Source organism: Synechococcus sp. CC9616 (genome assembly GCF_000515235.1).
Lineage (GTDB): Bacteria > Cyanobacteriota > Cyanobacteriia > PCC-6307 > Cyanobiaceae > Parasynechococcus.
Genome location: NZ_KI911558.1, coordinates 715,029 through 731,675, shown reverse-complemented (window position 1 = coordinate 731,675; position 16,647 = coordinate 715,029). Strand labels below are relative to the sequence as shown.

The 16,647-nt window shown below is 57.6% G+C and carries 18 protein-coding genes; 14 read left to right on the top strand and 4 right to left on the bottom strand.

The window, feature by feature from the left end:
- The first annotated feature begins 47 nt into the window (after positions 1–47).
- Positions 48–1,442: a 23S rRNA (uracil(1939)-C(5))-methyltransferase RlmD gene (gene rlmD / locus SYN9616_RS0104275; RefSeq protein WP_028952016.1), complete on the top strand. Its 1,395-nt coding sequence runs from the start codon at positions 48–50 to the stop codon at positions 1,440–1,442.
- On the opposite strand, the gene pheT is transcribed toward rlmD, so the two are convergent.
- On the bottom strand, positions 1,420–3,864 hold the full coding sequence (gene pheT / locus SYN9616_RS0104270; protein WP_028952015.1) for a phenylalanine--tRNA ligase subunit beta: 2,445 nt from the start codon (positions 3,862–3,864) through the stop codon (positions 1,420–1,422). The two genes, rlmD and pheT, sit on opposite strands and share 23 nt — an antisense overlap.
- Before the next feature lie 118 nt (positions 3,865–3,982).
- On the opposite strand from pheT, the gene rpmG reads away from it, so the two are divergent.
- From rpmG to SYN9616_RS0104255, 3 genes are read left to right on the top strand one after another with little or no spacing between them, the layout of a single operon-like run.
- A complete protein-coding gene (rpmG, locus tag SYN9616_RS0104265; protein ID WP_028952014.1) occupies positions 3,983–4,183 on the top strand; it encodes a 50S ribosomal protein L33 in 201 nt (66 codons plus the stop codon).
- A gap of 38 nt (positions 4,184–4,221) precedes the next feature.
- Positions 4,222–4,443 (top strand): 30S ribosomal protein S18, encoded by a 222-nt coding sequence (gene rpsR, locus SYN9616_RS0104260; protein ID WP_006041316.1) that lies wholly within the window; start codon positions 4,222–4,224, stop codon positions 4,441–4,443.
- 47 nt (positions 4,444–4,490) lie between these two features.
- Positions 4,491–6,494 (top strand): ribonuclease catalytic domain-containing protein, encoded by a 2,004-nt coding sequence (locus SYN9616_RS0104255; RefSeq protein ID WP_232199999.1) that lies wholly within the window; start codon positions 4,491–4,493, stop codon positions 6,492–6,494.
- Here the strand turns inward: SYN9616_RS0104255 and SYN9616_RS0104250 are convergent.
- Positions 6,487–8,238 (bottom strand): FAD-dependent oxidoreductase, encoded by a 1,752-nt coding sequence (locus SYN9616_RS0104250; protein WP_369791935.1) that lies wholly within the window; start codon positions 8,236–8,238, stop codon positions 6,487–6,489. The genes SYN9616_RS0104255 and SYN9616_RS0104250 overlap by 8 nt on opposite strands.
- Before the next feature lie 14 nt (positions 8,239–8,252).
- Entirely contained in the window at positions 8,253–8,390 is a 138-nt protein-coding gene (locus SYN9616_RS17850; RefSeq protein WP_156918662.1) for a hypothetical protein, read from the bottom strand.
- Between the two features lie 68 nt (positions 8,391–8,458).
- Between SYN9616_RS17850 and metG the strand changes: the two genes are divergently transcribed.
- The gene (gene metG, locus SYN9616_RS0104245) at positions 8,459–10,003 is read left to right on the top strand and encodes a methionine--tRNA ligase (RefSeq protein WP_028952011.1); all 1,545 of its coding nucleotides are present in this window, start codon (positions 8,459–8,461) and stop codon (positions 10,001–10,003) included.
- A gap of 17 nt (positions 10,004–10,020) precedes the next feature.
- On the top strand, positions 10,021–11,196 hold the full coding sequence (gene lptC, locus SYN9616_RS0104240) for an LPS export ABC transporter periplasmic protein LptC (protein ID WP_028952010.1): 1,176 nt from the start codon (positions 10,021–10,023) through the stop codon (positions 11,194–11,196).
- Here lptC and SYN9616_RS16345 read toward each other — a convergent pair.
- Positions 11,114–11,791: a cofactor assembly of complex C subunit B gene (locus SYN9616_RS16345; protein WP_028952009.1), complete on the bottom strand. Its 678-nt coding sequence runs from the start codon at positions 11,789–11,791 to the stop codon at positions 11,114–11,116. The genes lptC and SYN9616_RS16345 overlap by 83 nt on opposite strands.
- A gap of 222 nt (positions 11,792–12,013) precedes the next feature.
- Between SYN9616_RS16345 and SYN9616_RS0104230 the strand changes: the two genes are divergently transcribed.
- From SYN9616_RS0104230 to SYN9616_RS0104195, 8 genes are all read left to right on the top strand, one after another.
- Positions 12,014–12,385 carry an AbrB family transcriptional regulator gene (locus SYN9616_RS0104230; protein WP_028952008.1) on the top strand — a complete coding sequence of 124 codons (372 nt, stop codon included), beginning with the start codon at positions 12,014–12,016 and terminating at the stop codon, positions 12,383–12,385.
- A 130-nt stretch (positions 12,386–12,515) separates the two neighbouring features.
- Positions 12,516–12,851: a hypothetical protein gene (locus SYN9616_RS0104225; protein WP_028952007.1), complete on the top strand. Its 336-nt coding sequence runs from the start codon at positions 12,516–12,518 to the stop codon at positions 12,849–12,851.
- A gap of 80 nt (positions 12,852–12,931) precedes the next feature.
- Positions 12,932–13,201: a DUF3104 domain-containing protein gene (locus tag SYN9616_RS15170; RefSeq protein WP_037990664.1), complete on the top strand. Its 270-nt coding sequence runs from the start codon at positions 12,932–12,934 to the stop codon at positions 13,199–13,201.
- Between the two features lie 81 nt (positions 13,202–13,282).
- Entirely contained in the window at positions 13,283–13,690 is a 408-nt protein-coding gene (locus SYN9616_RS0104215; RefSeq protein ID WP_028952006.1) for a tellurite resistance TerB family protein, read from the top strand.
- 34 nt (positions 13,691–13,724) lie between these two features.
- The gene (gene psb32 / locus SYN9616_RS0104210; protein WP_028952005.1) at positions 13,725–14,405 is read left to right on the top strand and encodes a photosystem II repair protein Psb32; all 681 of its coding nucleotides are present in this window, start codon (positions 13,725–13,727) and stop codon (positions 14,403–14,405) included.
- Positions 14,406–14,418: 13 nt separating this feature from the next.
- On the top strand, positions 14,419–15,567 hold the full coding sequence (gene pxcA, locus SYN9616_RS0104205) for a proton extrusion protein PcxA (RefSeq protein ID WP_028952004.1): 1,149 nt from the start codon (positions 14,419–14,421) through the stop codon (positions 15,565–15,567).
- Positions 15,554–16,114: a bifunctional adenosylcobinamide kinase/adenosylcobinamide-phosphate guanylyltransferase gene (cobU, locus tag SYN9616_RS0104200; protein ID WP_028952003.1), complete on the top strand. Its 561-nt coding sequence runs from the start codon at positions 15,554–15,556 to the stop codon at positions 16,112–16,114. The genes pxcA and cobU overlap by 14 nt, the downstream gene beginning before the upstream one ends.
- Positions 16,111–16,611, top strand: coding sequence for a tRNA (cytidine(34)-2'-O)-methyltransferase (locus SYN9616_RS0104195; RefSeq protein WP_028952002.1), 501 nt, complete (start codon positions 16,111–16,113; stop codon positions 16,609–16,611). Before cobU ends, SYN9616_RS0104195 begins: the two co-directional genes overlap by 4 nt.
- Positions 16,612–16,647: the final 36 nt, after the last annotated feature.

Here is a 16,647-nt window from a genome sequence, read left to right as displayed (position 1 = left end):
CAAGCCCTTGAGCCGTCGGCGACCAGCTCGCGTGTTACGCCTTTGCAATGCCGAGAGACGACGCACCACGCCCAGGCCTGACCCTTGAGGTGCAGGCAACAGACCTTGATCGCGACGGATGTGGTCTGGCGCGCTGGCAGGGGTGGGTCATCGTCGTCCCCGATCTACTCCCCGGCGAAGTCGCCAAGATTCAGTTACTTCAGCGGCAACGGTCCCGTTGGAGAAGCCGGCGGCTGGACCTGATCCATGCCTCCGAGGATCGCAAACGCCCAACCTGCATCCTTGCCTCCGATTGTGGTGGTTGCACGCTTCAACACGTCGCCGCCAAAGGCCAGCAGCACTGGAAGGAACGTCAGCTCATCGAGACCCTGAGCCGGCTTGGAGGCGTCAGCCGATCGATCACTGAGTCCCATTTCAATCATCAGCGATCACTCGGCTACCGCAATCGAGCCCTGATTCCGCTGAAACGCGAATCAAAGGGATCCATCCGTCTCGGGTATTACAAGCGAGGAAGTCATCGGATCATCAATCTCAACCACTGTCCAGTTCTGGATCCACGGCTGGATGCATTGATTGAGCCTCTCAAACTTGATCTTGATCGTGCCGGCTGGTCTGCTGATCACGACCTCCGTGATGACCAAGGGCTGCGTCACCTAGGGCTGCGCGTCGGCCACCATTCAGGCGACCTGCTGATCACCCTCGTTTCCAGCCATGACCGATTGAAGGATTTGCAGACGTGGGCCGAGCGATGGATGGATCGCTGGCCCAACCTTCGTGGGGTGACCCTCAATCTCCAACCGATCCGCAGCAATCTGATCCTTGGGAAAGAAACGCGTGTCATTGCTGGACAGGACAGCATTCGCGAGACGGTGTGCGGTCTAGACCTCGAACTCGACACGAGCACCTTCTTTCAGGTGAACACCCCACAGGCTGAAGCGATCATCACGGTGATCTGCAACTGGATGAAATCGGTCGTTGGTCATGGACGCATCCTCGACGCCTACTGCGGAATCGGAACCATCAGCCTGCCTCTGGCTGCTCAGGGATTTGAGGTGGTCGGCATTGAGCGTCACCCCACGTCCATCAACCAGGCGATTCAGAACGCGGAACGCAATGGTCTTTCCAAGCGTTGTCTTTTCCTCCATGGCGATGTCGATGGTTTGTTGGCTTCTGAACTCCGCCGTTGTGATGCCGTCGTGGTGGATCCGCCACGACGTGGACTCGATCAAGCCGTTCTCAACACCCTGCTGGCCTGTCCTCCCCCCTATCTGGCGTATCTGAGTTGTGACCCCGCTACCCAGGCCAGGGACTTGAAACAACTTGCTTCTCAGCAGGGGCCGTACACCAGCGACGGGTTGCATCCGGTGGATTTTTTTCCGCAGACCAGCCACCTTGAATCGCTGGTGCTGCTGAGACGCGTCAGCTGCGAAGTTCCGCGCTGAAGCGTTTCTCGAGGGCCTGACGCACCTTCTCATGCACGGGTTGGACGTCCTCTTCCCTGAGGGTGGTTTTGCCCCGATATCGCAACCGAAATGCCTGACTGGCCTTGTGATCTCCAAGTTGATCCGCTTCAAAGCGATCGATCAGTTCAACGGTCTCCAAAAGGGGTTTGCCCGCTTTGCGGATGGCCTGAATCAAATCAGCGGACGGACAGTCACGATCAACCACCACGGCAAGATCTCGTTCGCTGAATGGAACCGTGGGGAAAGCCTTGAATCCAGGGACCCAACGGTTGCTGCGGGTTGCGGCATCAAGAAGCCGATCCAAATCCAGTTCAAACAAATACGTCGCATCCGGCAGGTCGTGATGCTCTGCAAGCACTGGATGCAGCTGACCGAAACAGCCGAGGGGCCGGCCCTCCAGTACGAGAGTGGACGACCGACCAGGGTGCAGTCGTTCATCAGAGGTCAGGCGCTGATCCACGAGCTCAAGCTGCAACGCCTGCATCACTTCCGTGAGCCGTCCCCGCGCATCGTGATACGTCGGCATCACAGGTTTGCCACTGCTGGTCCAACGTTCCAGCCGGCGTTCTCCGCAGATGATTCCGGCAAGCAGACCTCGTTGTTGAACGGCGTCTGTTGATCCCTGAAAGACGTTGCCGATTTCAAACATCCAGCAGCCTGGCTTCGATGCTTTCAGATTGCGAACACAAACCTGCAGCAACTCCTCCCAGAGATTGGTACGGAGATAACTGGTTTCTGCCAACAGAGGATTGCTCAGGGCGACACGCTCTGGTTCCTGCTCCGAGGCACCGACCAGGGAAAGGGTGGTGATCTCCTGGAGGCCTGCGGCTGAGAACAGGTGACGGAGGCGTCGATCGGCCTGTTGTCTTGGGGTCAAAGCACCCGGAACAAGTGGGTCGGGCAGATGAGCTCCGAAACGATCAAATCCGGTGAGTCGGGCGACCTCTTCGATCAGATCGACCTCACGATGCAGGTCCTGCCGCCGTGACGGTGGTGCCACCACTTGCCAGCCAGCAGCAGTGGCTGTCAGGGAACAACCGAGTGCTGTCAGGCAGCGCTCGATGGACGCATCATCGAGATCGGCAGGTCCCTCGCTGGTATGCAGGGGCCCAAGCAATCTCTGCAACGCCACACGACGCAGCAACACGGCTTCCCCGACCTCTGGCACATCACCGCTGACCCAGCGTCCACACACCTCCAGATCGAAGGCTTGCGAAAGCATCTCAACCGCTTTAACCGAACAGGCAAGGGTGAGATCGACCGGCAGACCCTTCTCAAATCGACTGCTCGCATCGGTTCGCAGTCCGACAGCCCGGGCGGTGGTTCGCACCGCGGACGCAGAGAACATCGCCGACTCAAGCCAGATTCGGTTTGTCGACGCGCTGACGCCACTGTCTTTGCTCCCCATCACGCCGGCAAGGGCAATCGGCAGGTCGTGACAGGTGACCACCTGTGCCTTTGGGTCGAGGGTCAGCTGCCGCTCATCAAGGCCGGTGAAGGCTTCACCCGAGCGTGCCTGACGCAATCCAAAGCTGGCTGCTGTAACCGGCTTGCCGGTCAGCGCCTCAAGAGCATCGGCATCGAAAGCATGTAGCGGTTGCCCCTGCTCAACCATCACGTGGTTGGTGACATCAACAATGGCGTTGATGCTGTTGATTCCGGCCCGATCAAGGCGTTGTTTCAACCAGCTGGATGACGACCGCGAACCATCCACGCCTTTGATCAAGGTGAGGCTGTACAGCCCACCTCTGAGGAACGCTGCAGCGCTGTCCTGATCACAGTCGAGGGGCTGATGGGGTGGTTGAAGCTGCAGGGATGGCAAGGAGAGCGGTGCTCCCGTGAGCGCTGCAACCTCGCGCGCAATGCCCACCATGGACAATCCATCGGGCCGGTTCGCCGTGATCGCCAGATCCAGGATCGTGTCATCAAGACCCAGCAGAGCCGCCACGGGAGTTCCAGGCGTCGGAACTGTGTCCGTGAGGCGATCCAGCTCGGCAATCCCATCAACATCGCTGACGAGCCCCAGTTCAGTCAGCGAACAGATCATGCCTTCGCTGGTGACGCCCCTTAGTTCTCCTGCCTTGATCGTGAGTCCCACGGCGGGGAGAACGGCCCCCACCATGGCGACAGGGACATGCAGACCGGCACGCACATTCGGTGCTCCGCAAACAATCTGCAGCGGTTGATCGGAGCCGACATCGACCTGGCAGATACTGAGCTTGTCCGCATTGGGATGCTTCCCGCAGGCCTGCACATACCCCACCACCACGCCCTGAGCCTTGACGCGGAGATCGTCGATCTCATCCACCTCGAACCCAGCCAGGGACAGACGTTCCGCCAGGTCTTCAACCCCTTCATCAACCTGCACCAATTGGTTCAGCCAGGAGAGGGACACCCGCATGGGTCGAGGTCAACGAAGCGCGTGATCTTAGGAAGCACCTCTCATCAGAAGTTGGCAGCACGAGCGGGTAAACTTCTTGTTTGTCAATTCGCTTCGCACCTGCGGCGCTACGTCCTTTATGGCCAAAAACAAGGGCGTCCGGATCGTTGTCACCCTCGAGTGCACCGAATGCCGGTCCGTTCCCGCTTCCGAAAAGCGCTCCCCTGGCGTGTCCCGTTACACGACTGAGAAGAACCGCCGGAACACAACTGAAAGGCTTGAGCTGATGAAGTTCTGCCCTCAGCTCAACAAGATGACGCTCCACAAGGAGATCAAGTGAGCCTGCTGCTCACACTGCCTTTCAACTGTTCCTAATTCATGTCCAGCTCCTTCTTCAAGAAGCGTCTCTCTCCGATCAAGCCTGGCGATCCCATCGATTACAAGGATGTGGATCTTCTCAAGAAGTTCATCACTGAACGCGGCAAGATCCTTCCCCGTCGCCTCACCGGTTTGACGGCCAAGCAGCAACGCGATCTCACCAACGCTGTGAAACGAGCTCGCATCGTTGCCCTGCTTCCCTTCGTGAACCCCGAAGGCTGATCGCCGGCAAAAAAAAACCTGAGATCACGCCCGAGACCATCGTTGGTGTGCTCCTGAAGGGGCAACCGCTGATTGGTCGCGTCAAAGTCGTTAAGGGCAGCCGGGCTTTGATCGCCCTGGCTTCCCGCCAGGACCTTGAACTTCCGAACCGGGAGATGACTCCCATTAAGGGGCTTTCCGATGCGGCGAAGCAGGCTCCATTGCCGCAACGTGACGCCACAGCGTCCGCCGTTCCAACAGCGCGGGACTGTGCGGCGGCCTGGTGGCTGTTGATGTCGGAAGAGCCTGATTGTCAGGACTCTGAACGCCTTCCCCGTCTGTCGGTGGCCGATCTTGCCGATCTTCTGTTTGCCGAAGTCGGGCTGAACGAGCTTGGTTCTGTCTGGCGCTGGCTGCATGGATCGCAGCTCTGGTTCCGACTTCGACGCGACCGTGATGTCCAGACCCGCAGTCGAGAAGAGATCCGTCGTCAACGACAGGCCAGGCGTCGTGAGCAGCAGCTGGCCTGGAGGGAAGAACAACAGATCGCCCTGCTGCTTCGCCAAGCGCCGCTGACATCGGATGAGCGTTCAACCCTTTCCAGAACCTGGACAGAACGGATTGAGCAGCTGCTTGACGTTGCCTGCGACGAGTCGTTGTCGCTTGTTTCTGTTCCTGGGCTGGACAACACCCTCCGCCTGTTGGGCATCTCACCGGAGCGCTCCGAGGTGCGGACCTGGCTGATCACACGACAGCTGCTGGATCCTGATCAACCACGAGCACTGCGCGGCAGTGTCTGGTCGGGTGGTTTCACGCAGGACCAGCTGGACGCTGCTGAACAACTGATTGCAAGGGCCGATCAACCCTGCCCCGGCGATGAACACCGCGCAGACCTGACGGCTCTGACGACCTACACCGTCGACGACATCACCACCCGTGAAATTGATGATGGTCTGTCCCTTGAGCCCAAGCCGGACGGCGACTGGATTTGGATCCACATCGCGGATCCCGCTCGGCTGATCGCCCCGGACAGCCCGCTCGATCGGGAGGCTCGCCGTCGCGCAACCAGTCTCTATTTGGCCGATGGTTGCCAGCCCATGCTGCCGATGCAGTTGGCGGCCGATGTGTTGAGCCTGCGCTCAGGCCAGCGCTGTCCAGCGTTGAGCGTTGGAGTTTTGCTCGAGCCCGAGGGGTCGATCGCACAACACCGAATCACACGAAGCTGGGTTCAACCCCGCTATCGGCTGAATTACGAAGACGCCGACGAACTGATCGAACTGGCTCCTCCGGGAGATGAAGATTTGGCGCGGATGGCCAGCCTGCTGCAGCAACGTGCTCGGTGGCGTCTCGAGCAGGGAGCCGTCAGTTTCGATCGGCCGGAAGGCCGTTTCCGCCGCAATGACGGCCAGTTGGAACTGCAGCTGATCGACTTCTCCGCCTCACGGCAGATGGTGAGTGAAGCCATGTTGCTGATGGGAGCCGTCGTCGCCGGCATCGGCCGGGACGATCAGCTGCCGCTTCCCTTTCGCAGCCAGGCCAGGGCGGAGTTGCCGACCAAGGCGGAGTTGGAGCAGATCCCCGATGGGCCAGCCCGCGACGCTGCCGTGCAGCGCTGCCTCAGTCGCGGCGTGCAAGGCACGACCCCCCTGCCCCACTTCAGCCTCGGACTTGAGGCTTACGTCCAGGCCACATCGCCCATCCGTCGCTACTCGGATCTCTTGGTCCACCGCCAGCTGATCGCCAATCTTGACCAACAGGAACCCCTGACCAACGATCAACTCGCTGACGTCATCAATGAACTGGACAATCCGATGCGCCAGGCCATTCAGATCAGTCGGGAAGACCAACGTCACTGGCAGAGAATCTGGTTCGCCGGTCATGCCGGTCAGGTCTGGTCAATGCAGTTCCTGCGCTGGCTCAGGCAACAGGAACGTCTGGCACTGCTCCATGTCAACGATTTGGCCATGGGCATTGTTGGGCGGCTCGAACTTGAGGACCCTCAGCCGGGTCAAGCCCTGCAGTGTGAAGTCGTGGTCCCTGAGGACAGCGAGAGCACGATGCTGATCAGATGATCTCCGCCCGCAGAACCCTCAGCCACGGGCCCCAACGGTTCTCAACAGCGACCAGAGAGATTCGCGTGCCGTTCTTGCATTGGGAGAACAGGTTGCGAACACCTGGCTCAAGCGTCATCAGCGACTGAGGTCCCTGTGAGGTTTGCAGCTGCCAGTCAGATTCCGAGTTCGCCAGAAAGGCTCCTTCAAGCTGGATCGCTGATTGTTCAACTGGTGCCGCGCTGGACGCAGGAACGGTCTGTGCCGAGGCGTTCTGAAGGATCGAGGGATCTTGCAGGGCCTCGTGTTGTGCGCTTCTCCAGGAGTCATGCCAGAAGGGAATGGTCCAGATCGGCATCACGGCAGCCGGTGCGATGGGATCGTTCAGCAAGGCGGTCTGCAGCTCCTGGACCGGTAGCTCGGGAGGAAGACACTGGTGTTTCAGCGACAGGGCTGCCGCCATACCAGCGGCCTGTCCGATATTGATGATCAAGGGTTGCAATCGGGTGGCGCCATTGGCCATGTGGCTGACGCTGATGGCTTTATCGGCCATCAGCAGATTGGACACGGATGACCCGAACAGCGCGCCATAGGGAATGCAGAACGGCGTTCCGGTCCAGCGCCCTCCCCAGGGGATGCTTTTCGGTGCTAGCGGCCAGTCACCGCCTGGATAGTGATGGTCATTGGCGTAGTTCCCCACAGCGATGCTGGTGCAATGACCGCTGTCATCCATTGGAAGGGGACCGTGGGATTGGTCGGGGCCGATCGGCAGCAGGTCGTTTTCCGTGACGACATCGCATCCGACCAGTCGACGCCCTTCCCGCCAGTAGGGCATCAGGGCCAGACACGGATCCTGGCCTGGGAAGGCTCGCCCCGCCTGCAGCCAGCCGTCACTGCTGGTTCGAAGGGTGTGCAGAAACCGAAGGCTGTGGGCCTTCATCGCCTCGGCCAGATCCTGTCGTTCAGCTCGATCGTTGCTGATGCAGCGATCGAGTCCTTGATGCCAGTCATTGCCATTCAGGGGCCAGTTGAGCATCACCAACCCGCCGGGGAGGCGTCCGTAGGTGAGCGTGCGTCTGAGCCCGCAGGACTCCAAACAATGTTGGAAGGGAGGTTCTGGTGAAACAACGGGCAGGTCCGGCCCAGCCGCCTCCCTGAGTTGTCCCATCACCACCCAGGTCGGCGACTGGATCGGTTGCTGCTGGAAAAAAGGCTCCTGATCGAGACGCTCCGAACTGGGAGCACTCGGTTCCGACCAGAGCGTGTCCGCTTCCCAGCCAAAGCGGAATGGGGCTTCTGCAGCCGCCATCAGATCGCCGAGATCGCTCCCGTCAATGACGACGGTGGGCGCCAGTCGTATCGCTTCGTCCCGACGCTCAACAGTGAGCGAAACAATGCGATCGACTTCGCGCTGGACGTCCAACAGCTCAACATCAGACCACCAACTGAGCCGGGTCTCTTCAGCCACCCATCGCTGCAGAATCGCTTCCGCCTGGGATGGGCGAAAGCCAAAACAACTCACCCAGTTGTGATCAAGACCGTCCGCAACGCTGCGTTCCAGATCCCTCAGAAGCGCCCCCCAGAATCCGGTCTGCCAACAGGACAATTCGCTTCCATCAGGCGCACTGACTCCAGCAGCGCTGAGCATTCCCCCAAGCCAGCCAGCTGGGGTCAAAAGCAAGGTGCTTGCTCCGGCGCGTGCCGCCTGCACGGCGGCAGCCACCCCACCGGTTCCGCCGCCCCAGACCACAACATCCCAGTTCATCAAGTTGTCCGAGGTCACCAACATGTCTCCACTGCCGTGAAGGGCATGACGCCTCCGTCAATGACGGTGTTTCTGTGCTGACGATTGCGACACTGCAAGGCACCAAGCCAAGCGATTGATGTGCGCTCATCAAGACGGCTGACAGGGTTCATCGATCGGGATGAAAGGTGGTCGTTAGGATCCGGCGTCGCAGCGAAGCCGCGGAGTTCCTGCCCTCAAGATGAACTACACCCTCACAACTCCGCTCTATTACGTCAACGATCGCCCCCACCTCGGCAGCACGTACACAACGATTGCTTGCGACGCGCTGGCTCGTTTCCAGAGACACCAGGACAAGGGCGTGTTGTTCATCACAGGGGTGGACGAGCATGGTCAGAAAATTCAACGAACAGCAGAAGCTCGGGGGGTGAGTCCCCAGCTGCACTGTGATGAGATCAGTGCGCGTTATCGGGAGCTCTGGCAGCGCTGGGACATTTCCCAGGATCGATTCATCCGCACAACCACGCCAAGGCATCTGCAGTTGGTTGAGCAGTTCTATGGGCGTGTCAAAGCTTCGGGAGATGTGATCACCGGCAGGCAAACAGGCTGGTACTGCGTCGGCTGTGAGGAATACAAGGATGATCCCGCCGATGCGACCGAACCCCACTGCCCTATCCATCAGCGCCCTCTGGAATGGCGGGATGAGGAGAACCTGTTCTTCCGTCTTTCCCGCTACCAGGAGCAAATCGAAGAACTTGTCGCCCGAGACGACTTCATCGCCCCTGCCAGCCGTCGTCAGGAGGTCAGGAACTTTGTGCAGCAAGGCCTCAGAGATTTTTCAATCTCTCGGACGAATGTTGCCTGGGGCCTGCCCGTCCCCGACCAACCAGGCCACACCTTCTACGTGTGGTTCGATGCGTTGCTTGGTTACCTGAGCGCCCTTTTGGATGATGGTCAAAGCATTGATCTCGACCGGCTGAAGGATGCGGGCTGGCCTGCCTCCATCCACGTGATTGGCAAGGACATCCTTCGCTTTCATGCCGTCTACTGGCCGGCGATGCTCATGTCAGCCGGCCTTCCCCTGCCTGATCGGGTCTTTGGCCATGGATTTCTGACCCGGGAGGGGCAGAAAATGGGGAAATCCCTCGGCAACGTGCTGGATCCCGAGGTTTTGCTTGAGCGATGTGGGACGGACGCCGTTCGCTGGTATCTGCTGCGCGACATCCAGTTCGGAGATGACGGTGACTTTCAGCAGCAACGATTCGTCGATCTGGTTAACAACGATCTGGCCAACACCATCGGCAATCTGCTGAACAGAACTTCCTCAATGGCTCGAAAGTGGTTTGATGATGCCGTTCCACCCGCCGGATCAGGGACAGGTCTCGAGCACCCCCTTGCTCAGCAGGCCACTCAGACCGTGGGCATCGTGCTGGCCAAGCTGCCAGACCTGGCCTTCAAGGCCGGCGCTGAAGCCATCCTCCAGCTCGCGATCGCTGCCAATGGCCATCTCAACGACACCGCACCCTGGAGCCGGATGAAACAACCCGGACAGGAAGCTGTGGTTGCCGGTGATCTCTATGTGGTGCTCGAAGCTGCGCGTCTTGTTGGTGTTCTCCTCAGTCCACTCCTGCCGGATCTCAGCACCAGGATTCTGGATCAGCTGGGCATCGATCCGGTGAATGGTCCCTGGGAGGATCAGCTGCGCTGGGGTGGCCTGACTCCAGGAAGCATGCTTCCCAAACCAAATCCAGTCATGCAGCGCCTCGAATTGGAGGAATCGCTCTGAGCTCGATCCTGCCTCCAATGCGCGTCCTTTTGTCATGGGCACCACCCGCCATGGTGCTGACCTGCCTGATCGGTTGCCGTCAACCGCCGGCGGTGGTGCCTGAGGAGTCCAGACCGTTTGTGTTCCGATCGCTGAATCTGAATCAGCGACGCCCAGATGGAACAAAGGACTGGGATTTGACCAGCCCTGAAGCGCGTTACGACCTGACCAGTCGGACGGTCCGCGCCCTGGGTCCAAGCGGAATTCTCTACAAAAACAACAAACCGGCCTACCGCATCAGCGCTGATCTCGCGACGGTGCTCAACGATGGAGATCTGGTTGTATTGGAAGGGCAGGTCCGACTCCAGCAGCTGGACAAGCGCAAGTTGTTGATCAGTGGAGATCGACTGCAGTGGATGCCTTCACGCTCGAGGATGTTGATCGACCAGCGTCCCAAGGCTGAAGATGCTGAGTCACGATTGACGGTGCGTGAAATCGTCTTCCAACAGGATCGCGAAACACTGCGTTTCAAGGGACCAACAACATTGCAGCGGTGGGAACGGAAACGAAGTGACGAGAACCCGCCGCAGACCGTCGTGACAACGGCTGAGGGAACCTGGAACCTCAGGGATGGAACATTGGTGGCTGCAGGACCTGTTCGTGCGGAGCAGAGCAAGGGGAGGACCCTGACGGCGGCACGCCTGGTTGGCAACACGCAGGATCAATACATCGATCTGTTTGCTCCAGTCACCCTGTCGATTCCGAAAAGCAAGGGTGAGGTGAAAGCTGGAGTGACACGCTGGAATTACCAGTCAAATCAGCTCAAAAGCGGAGAACCTTTCCAGGCTGTCCTGGATAAAGGGTCAGCGAGCGGCAACGGTTTTGTTGTTGATGAGCGCAGCAACACCGTGATCATTCCTGCGAACTGCCGTCTTCAACAGCCTGAACAACGCCTGCGTGCCAGACGCTGCAGTTGGAACTGGCGGACCGATGTGGTCATTGCTGATGGAGGGGTGGAGTTGAAACGTGACAGCCTCAACCAGATCACAACAGCTGAGCGACTTGAGGGTCAACTCGGTGATGATGGATTCGTACGTTTTGGCCGGGATGGTGAACGGGTGAAGTCGACGATCAGGTTGGATCAGGATTCGAATTCAACCTCGGATGATCAGAAACGTTCGTCGGACTCATCGACTCCTGCAGTGACCTTTTGAGTCGTTCAGCCCACCCTTGCAGCCAACGTTCGTCGGATTGACTGAAACAACGCACTGACCATCCACCGAGAACGACAACACCGTTGCCGCCCAACGGGCAAACGATGACGGCGGGCAACTGCTCGAGGACTGGATCAAATTCTGTACGACCAGGAAACAGTGTTGTGTTCACAAGTGAGATGACGGACTGTCGCTCCATTGCTCGGCGACTGATGGTTCCCGGTTGAAACTCCCCTGATCCCAGAAGACCTCGCCTCAGAATCACAGAACCGTTCCAATGCACAAGGAGTGTTGAGGCAGGAGTTGCCGTCAGCAGCATCCGACTGCCCCACGCCAGCTCCTGACGTTGTGGCTCCGTCAGGCCATTAGCAAATACAAGACCCTGCTCACCTGGTAGGGCAACTCGCTCTGCTGTTTTTGGATCTGCCCGTGTCCACAGAGCTGCCACAAGCATCAGTCCGACGGCCGCTAATCCATTCAGGACTTCGGCCCGTTGAAGTTCGGGTGTGATGGTCGTTGCCAGGCCAGCATTCAGCAACCCAAGCAAAAGAAAGATCACGCCAACTGCAAGAACTGAACGGGCTGGTCCGGGCATTCGAAGCGGGTTGGGTCAGATCCTCAGGCTCAAGATTAATGTTGTCATGGCCATTGAGGTTCACATGATAAAAGAAAACCCGTTATGGCCTAGCCAACCATCTCATACCCCAATCTCGATCGACTGATCTCAACAGTCGATCAATCACAGTTGTTGTGCCCAACGTATTGACGGTGTGATTTTTTGAATGCATCATTAGATAGTTGTTTTCAAGCAAAAGTCATGCTGACCGGTTCTGACCTTTTGGATAAAGTGAAGGAGCTTGGTGATGTCTCCAAATCCGACCTTGTCAAAGCCTGTGGCTATGTCTCCAGCAAGAAAGACGGTGGTGAGCGCTTAAACTTCACCGCTTTTTACGAGGCATTGCTTGAAGCCAAGGGCGTCAGTCTTGCCACAGGTGGCACTGCTGGTGTTGGCAAAGGTGGTCGCAAGCTCAGCTACGTGGCAACCGTCCAAGGCAATGGAAACTTGCTCATCGGTAAGGCATATACCGCCATGCTGGACCTCAAGCCCGGAGACAACTTCCAGATCAAGCTCGGTAAAAAAGCCATTCGCTTGATCCCTGAGGGAGCATCTGAAGACGCTGAGGAGTGATTGCCTGCTCGGTAACAGTCTTGTGCGACTGATGAAATCATCAGTCGCACTTTTTTATGTCTGTTGCGCCCCTATGCATTCGATCCTCTCTTGATCGCGTTCAGGACATCGCCAAGCCCCCCTCCCAGCCATGGATACAGCCAAGGATCTGAAGCAAAAGAGACTCACATCAGTCCTTTTTCAAGTCGGCTCGGTGATTGCCTATGCCGCCATCGCCAACTTCGTTATTCACGCCATCACGCTGGTCAAGCTCAAAGTTGCCGCTGAGCTGTCAATCACCCTTTACGCACTTGGTTTTTGCGTTCAACAGTTGCTTCAGCTTGCGTACAAGTGGGATAAGTTCTGGCTGAGAATTCAATCCTCGATTGCCATCCTGGCCTATGGCTTTGTGTTTGGTCTCTATGTCTATACGCGACTCGCCCCTGGCTTCAAGCCGATCTCTGAGCATCTCTCTGCTGGCGGCTAAGGGGATCTTCGATTGAGCAGACCTACTGATGCCACCTTTCAACGTTCGAACTAGAACAGGCGTACTGGCATGCGAGGCGGATGTCTAAAACTGCTCCTTTTCTTGGCTTCAAACCCGGAGATTTGGTTCTGGTGCAGCCCGATCCAGAGGATCCAGGTGCATCTCAGCCGGACTGGTGGATGGGGTGGATTGTGTTCTGCGAAGGCAACGCCAGAGACCCTGCAGCCCCGTCTCTGTTTCAGGTGGCCGATTGCGATGACGGTCGCATTCGCTGGGTGAATGCCGATGAGGCGACACGACTGGTGCTCAGCGGTCTGCAAACCAGCAAGGTCGTGCCGTTGCTCAGGTGACATCGCAACAACAAACTGACCAACCCTTGATCTGACAAGCACCCCCAGGCTTGCTCAAATATCCATAGGGACGCTGAAACCATGACCAACCGAGAAGCTTTTGCGGCTGTGGCACTGGCTGCCGTGGCCTGTGATGGAACCCTGGGTCGTGAAGAGGCGCATGCCCTGCGTCGCCAGCTCGAGTATCGATCCCTATACCGCGACAGCAGCGAAGCGGAAATGGGAGAGCTGTTTGACCAGTTGCTGACCATCATGAGGGGAAGCGGAGTTGAAGGTCTGATTGATCAGGCCTTGCCAAAGCTGAACATTGTTCAGAAGGAGTCAGCCTTGGCGGTTGCCGCCCATCTCGTTCATGCCGACCGGAAAGTCACCGGTGATGAGCGGGATTTTTTGCAACACCTGGCGGAATCGATCAATCTCCCCGATGGTGAAGCCAGCATGATCGTGCGAGCCATCGAGGCCCTCAATCGCGACAGTCTTGGCGACTAGCGGCAGACTGGGACAACTGACAGTCTTCAGCCGGATGAAGCGGACATTCCTCACAGCATTTCTGACCTGCTTTGCGGTCGTTGTTCTGGTGCTTGGAATTCCAACCGTGCCGGCCTTCGCTGTTTCACAGACTGATTTCTCAGTCGCTCGACCAGCCAATCAGGTCCTTGATGATGCCGATGTGCTGAGTCGTGCCAGCCGTTCCGAACTGGAACGACTCCTGAAGGATTTTGGCAGTGATCGCGTTGATGCCCGTCTGATCACACTGAAGCGACTGGATTACGGCGTCAATCTTGATGACCTGGGGAGAGATCTGATCACGCGTTGGACGAGCGAAGGGCAGTCCTCATCTCCCCTGCTGTTGCTCCTGATTGAGACCCAGAACAAGCGAGCTGCAGTGATCGCAGATGAAGCCTTGCAGCCTCAGTTACCGCAGACGTTGCTCACCAGCACAGGCAGAACCACCATGGCAATCCCCCTAAGAGAGGGAGACCGGTACCGTCAGGCCTCCGTTGATGGTCTGACAAGACTGACGGTGGTCCTCAATGGCGCTGAGGATCCGGGCCCACCCGAAGAGATCGTCCGCACCACCCTGCCGACCAATATTCCAACCCAGGAGGAAACAGAGAGCAGCAATGCCACAACCTGGATTGTTGTTCTCCTCGTTCTAGGAACCATCATCCCCATGGCCACCTGGTGGGTCTTCTCACGCTGACCCATTCATCACAATGAGCCGTCGGAACTGGATCGGATTTTTTGCACGCAGTCAGGCATTTGATCTCACCAATGATCTGGAGCGTGGTTATGAATCGGCGTTGTTAATCCAGAGTCTTGAACTCGAGTACTACAGCGATCGTCCGATCCGACCAGAACTGGAACTATCGGTTCCCCGTTCGGTTCAGGCCACCATTCTGCGTCGTTTTCGCACGGCTCTCACGATCTGTCGTTCGTCGTTAGAGAACCTCAGTAGCAATCGTGGGCAGCTGGATACCCAGGAGTTGCGTCAACTCCAGCTGATTGAAGCGGTGGTGAATCGATACGCCACTGGACGAGGTTCCAGCCGCGCCAGCATCAGTCGCTCCCCCGATCCGCTGCCACGCTCACTTCTCGGTGTCTTCGATTCTGTTCGTCGCCAGCTGGATCCAACATCTGAGGAGACACTTGTTGCCGGGTTTCGCAGGCGACGGGATTCAACACTCATCTCCCTAAGGGTTCTACTGCTGCTGATCCTTGTTCCCCTTTTGATTCAACAGGTCTCAAGGACTTATCTGATTTCACCGGCAGTTGACCGCTTCGCACCAAATCTCACAGTGTTGAGTTACCCGAAGGATGTCCTGCAGGATGAAGCCGTTAAACAACTCAGTGAATACAAACAGGAGTTGGAATTTGAAGCCTTGCTGCGAGGCGATGATCCACCGACAACTGAAGAGCTACGTGTTGAACTCAGCCGAAAAGCTGATGATCTCAACCGCCAGACGGAGGAAGAGAGCCTGCATGCGATCAAGAATGTTCTTGCCGATCTATCGGCACTGATCGCATTTGTACTTGTTTGTGTGTTTAGTCGAGATGAATTGCGTGTTCTACGAGGGTTTCTCGATGAAGCTATTTATGGGTTAAGCGACTCAGCCAAGGCGTTTGCCATCATTCTCTTTACAGATATTTTTGTTGGCTATCACAGTCCTGAAGGTTGGACTGTGTTGCTTGATGGCATTGCCCATCACTTTGGTGTACCAGCGCAAGAAAATTTCATCCTTTTATTTATCGCCACATTTCCAGTGATTCTGGCGACAATATTTAAATATTGGATTTTCCGCTATCTCAATCGCGTTTCTCCATCGTCTGTGGCCACGTTGAAGGGGATGAATGGAGGAGGTTGAGTCGGCCCAACACGCGTCTCCCCTGATTCTTGTCAGTGGCCCCAGCCGAGGGGGAAAGAGCCGTTGGGCGGAATCTCTGCTTTCTAAAGCTGCTGGTGTGACCTACATCGCCACTTCTGCGCAACGGCCTGACGACAGCGCCTGGCAGCAAAGGCTGGAGCTGCATCGCCGGCGACGACCCCAACACTGGCATTTGATCGAATGCGGAGCTGATCTCGCTTCAGCACTGGCAACAATCGATCACGCCCAGTCCGTTCTGATCGATGCCTTGGGTGGATTTGTCGCCTGGCATCTCGATCAGACCGATCAGCAGTGGCAAGAGCAGGTTCAAGCTCTGATCAAGCAATTGCTTGCAATGCCGCAGACCCGTGTCTTGGTAGCCGAGGAAACCGGCTGGGGGGTCGTGCCATCCACCAAGGTCGGGGGGCTGTTTCGAGACCGTCTTGGTCAGCTGTCCGAGCGGATTCAGCAACATGCCGACCAGAGTTGGCTGGTGATTCAGGGCCGAGCACTGGATCTTCAGGCTTTTGGACAGCCAGTGCCATGAACCAATCGTTGGCAGCTGCAGCCCTTCGCGTGGCGTTGTTCGAACCGAGGATTCCACCGAATACGGGCAATGTGGCGAGAACCTGCGCGGCGTTCAGAACACCACTCGAGTTGATCGAGCCGCTCGGATTCAGTCTTGATGATCGTCAACTCAAGCGGGCCGGCCTTGATTACTGGCCCCATGTTGATGTGACGGTTCATCGGGATCTTGACCAACTTCTTCTCAAGCTTCCCGAACAACGCCGCCTAATCGGTTGCAGCCGCTTCGGTGGACGTCCACTTCAGGCGTTCCCCTTCCAGTTCGGGGATGTGTTGCTCTTCGGGAGAGAGGACATGGGGCTTCCGAACTCCATTCGAGCGCAATGCGATGCGATCGTGACAATCCCGATGCCTGGCGCTGCTGATTCCGAGGGGCAGGGAGGTGTTCGCAGCCTCAATCTTTCAGTGGCCTGCGCGCTTGTTCTCTACACAGCAGGTGTGCGGTTGTCATTGTGGTGATCGGCTGACTGCACCACGAAGGCTTGCGGAGGCATG

Coding starts and splice junctions, on each gene's coding strand:
- rlmD (WP_028952016.1), top strand. CDS start 48: ATGCCGAGAGACGACGCACCACGCCCAGGCCTGACCCTTGAGGTGCAG.
- pheT (WP_028952015.1), bottom strand. CDS start 3,864: ATGCGGGTGTCCCTCTCCTGGCTGAACCAATTGGTGCAGGTTGATGAA.
- rpmG (WP_028952014.1), top strand. CDS start 3,983: ATGGCCAAAAACAAGGGCGTCCGGATCGTTGTCACCCTCGAGTGCACC.
- rpsR (WP_006041316.1), top strand. CDS start 4,222: ATGTCCAGCTCCTTCTTCAAGAAGCGTCTCTCTCCGATCAAGCCTGGC.
- SYN9616_RS0104250 (WP_369791935.1), bottom strand. CDS start 8,238: ATGAACTGGGATGTTGTGGTCTGGGGCGGCGGAACCGGTGGGGTGGCT.
- SYN9616_RS17850 (WP_156918662.1), bottom strand. CDS start 8,390: ATGAACCCTGTCAGCCGTCTTGATGAGCGCACATCAATCGCTTGGCTT.
- metG (WP_028952011.1), top strand. CDS start 8,459: ATGAACTACACCCTCACAACTCCGCTCTATTACGTCAACGATCGCCCC.
- lptC (WP_028952010.1), top strand. CDS start 10,021: ATGCGCGTCCTTTTGTCATGGGCACCACCCGCCATGGTGCTGACCTGC.
- SYN9616_RS16345 (WP_028952009.1), bottom strand. CDS start 11,791: ATGCCCGGACCAGCCCGTTCAGTTCTTGCAGTTGGCGTGATCTTTCTT.
- SYN9616_RS0104230 (WP_028952008.1), top strand. CDS start 12,014: ATGCTGACCGGTTCTGACCTTTTGGATAAAGTGAAGGAGCTTGGTGAT.
- SYN9616_RS0104225 (WP_028952007.1), top strand. CDS start 12,516: ATGGATACAGCCAAGGATCTGAAGCAAAAGAGACTCACATCAGTCCTT.
- SYN9616_RS15170 (WP_037990664.1), top strand. CDS start 12,932: ATGTCTAAAACTGCTCCTTTTCTTGGCTTCAAACCCGGAGATTTGGTT.
- SYN9616_RS0104215 (WP_028952006.1), top strand. CDS start 13,283: ATGACCAACCGAGAAGCTTTTGCGGCTGTGGCACTGGCTGCCGTGGCC.
- psb32 (WP_028952005.1), top strand. CDS start 13,725: ATGAAGCGGACATTCCTCACAGCATTTCTGACCTGCTTTGCGGTCGTT.
- pxcA (WP_028952004.1), top strand. CDS start 14,419: ATGAGCCGTCGGAACTGGATCGGATTTTTTGCACGCAGTCAGGCATTT.
- cobU (WP_028952003.1), top strand. CDS start 15,554: ATGGAGGAGGTTGAGTCGGCCCAACACGCGTCTCCCCTGATTCTTGTC.
- SYN9616_RS0104195 (WP_028952002.1), top strand. CDS start 16,111: ATGAACCAATCGTTGGCAGCTGCAGCCCTTCGCGTGGCGTTGTTCGAA.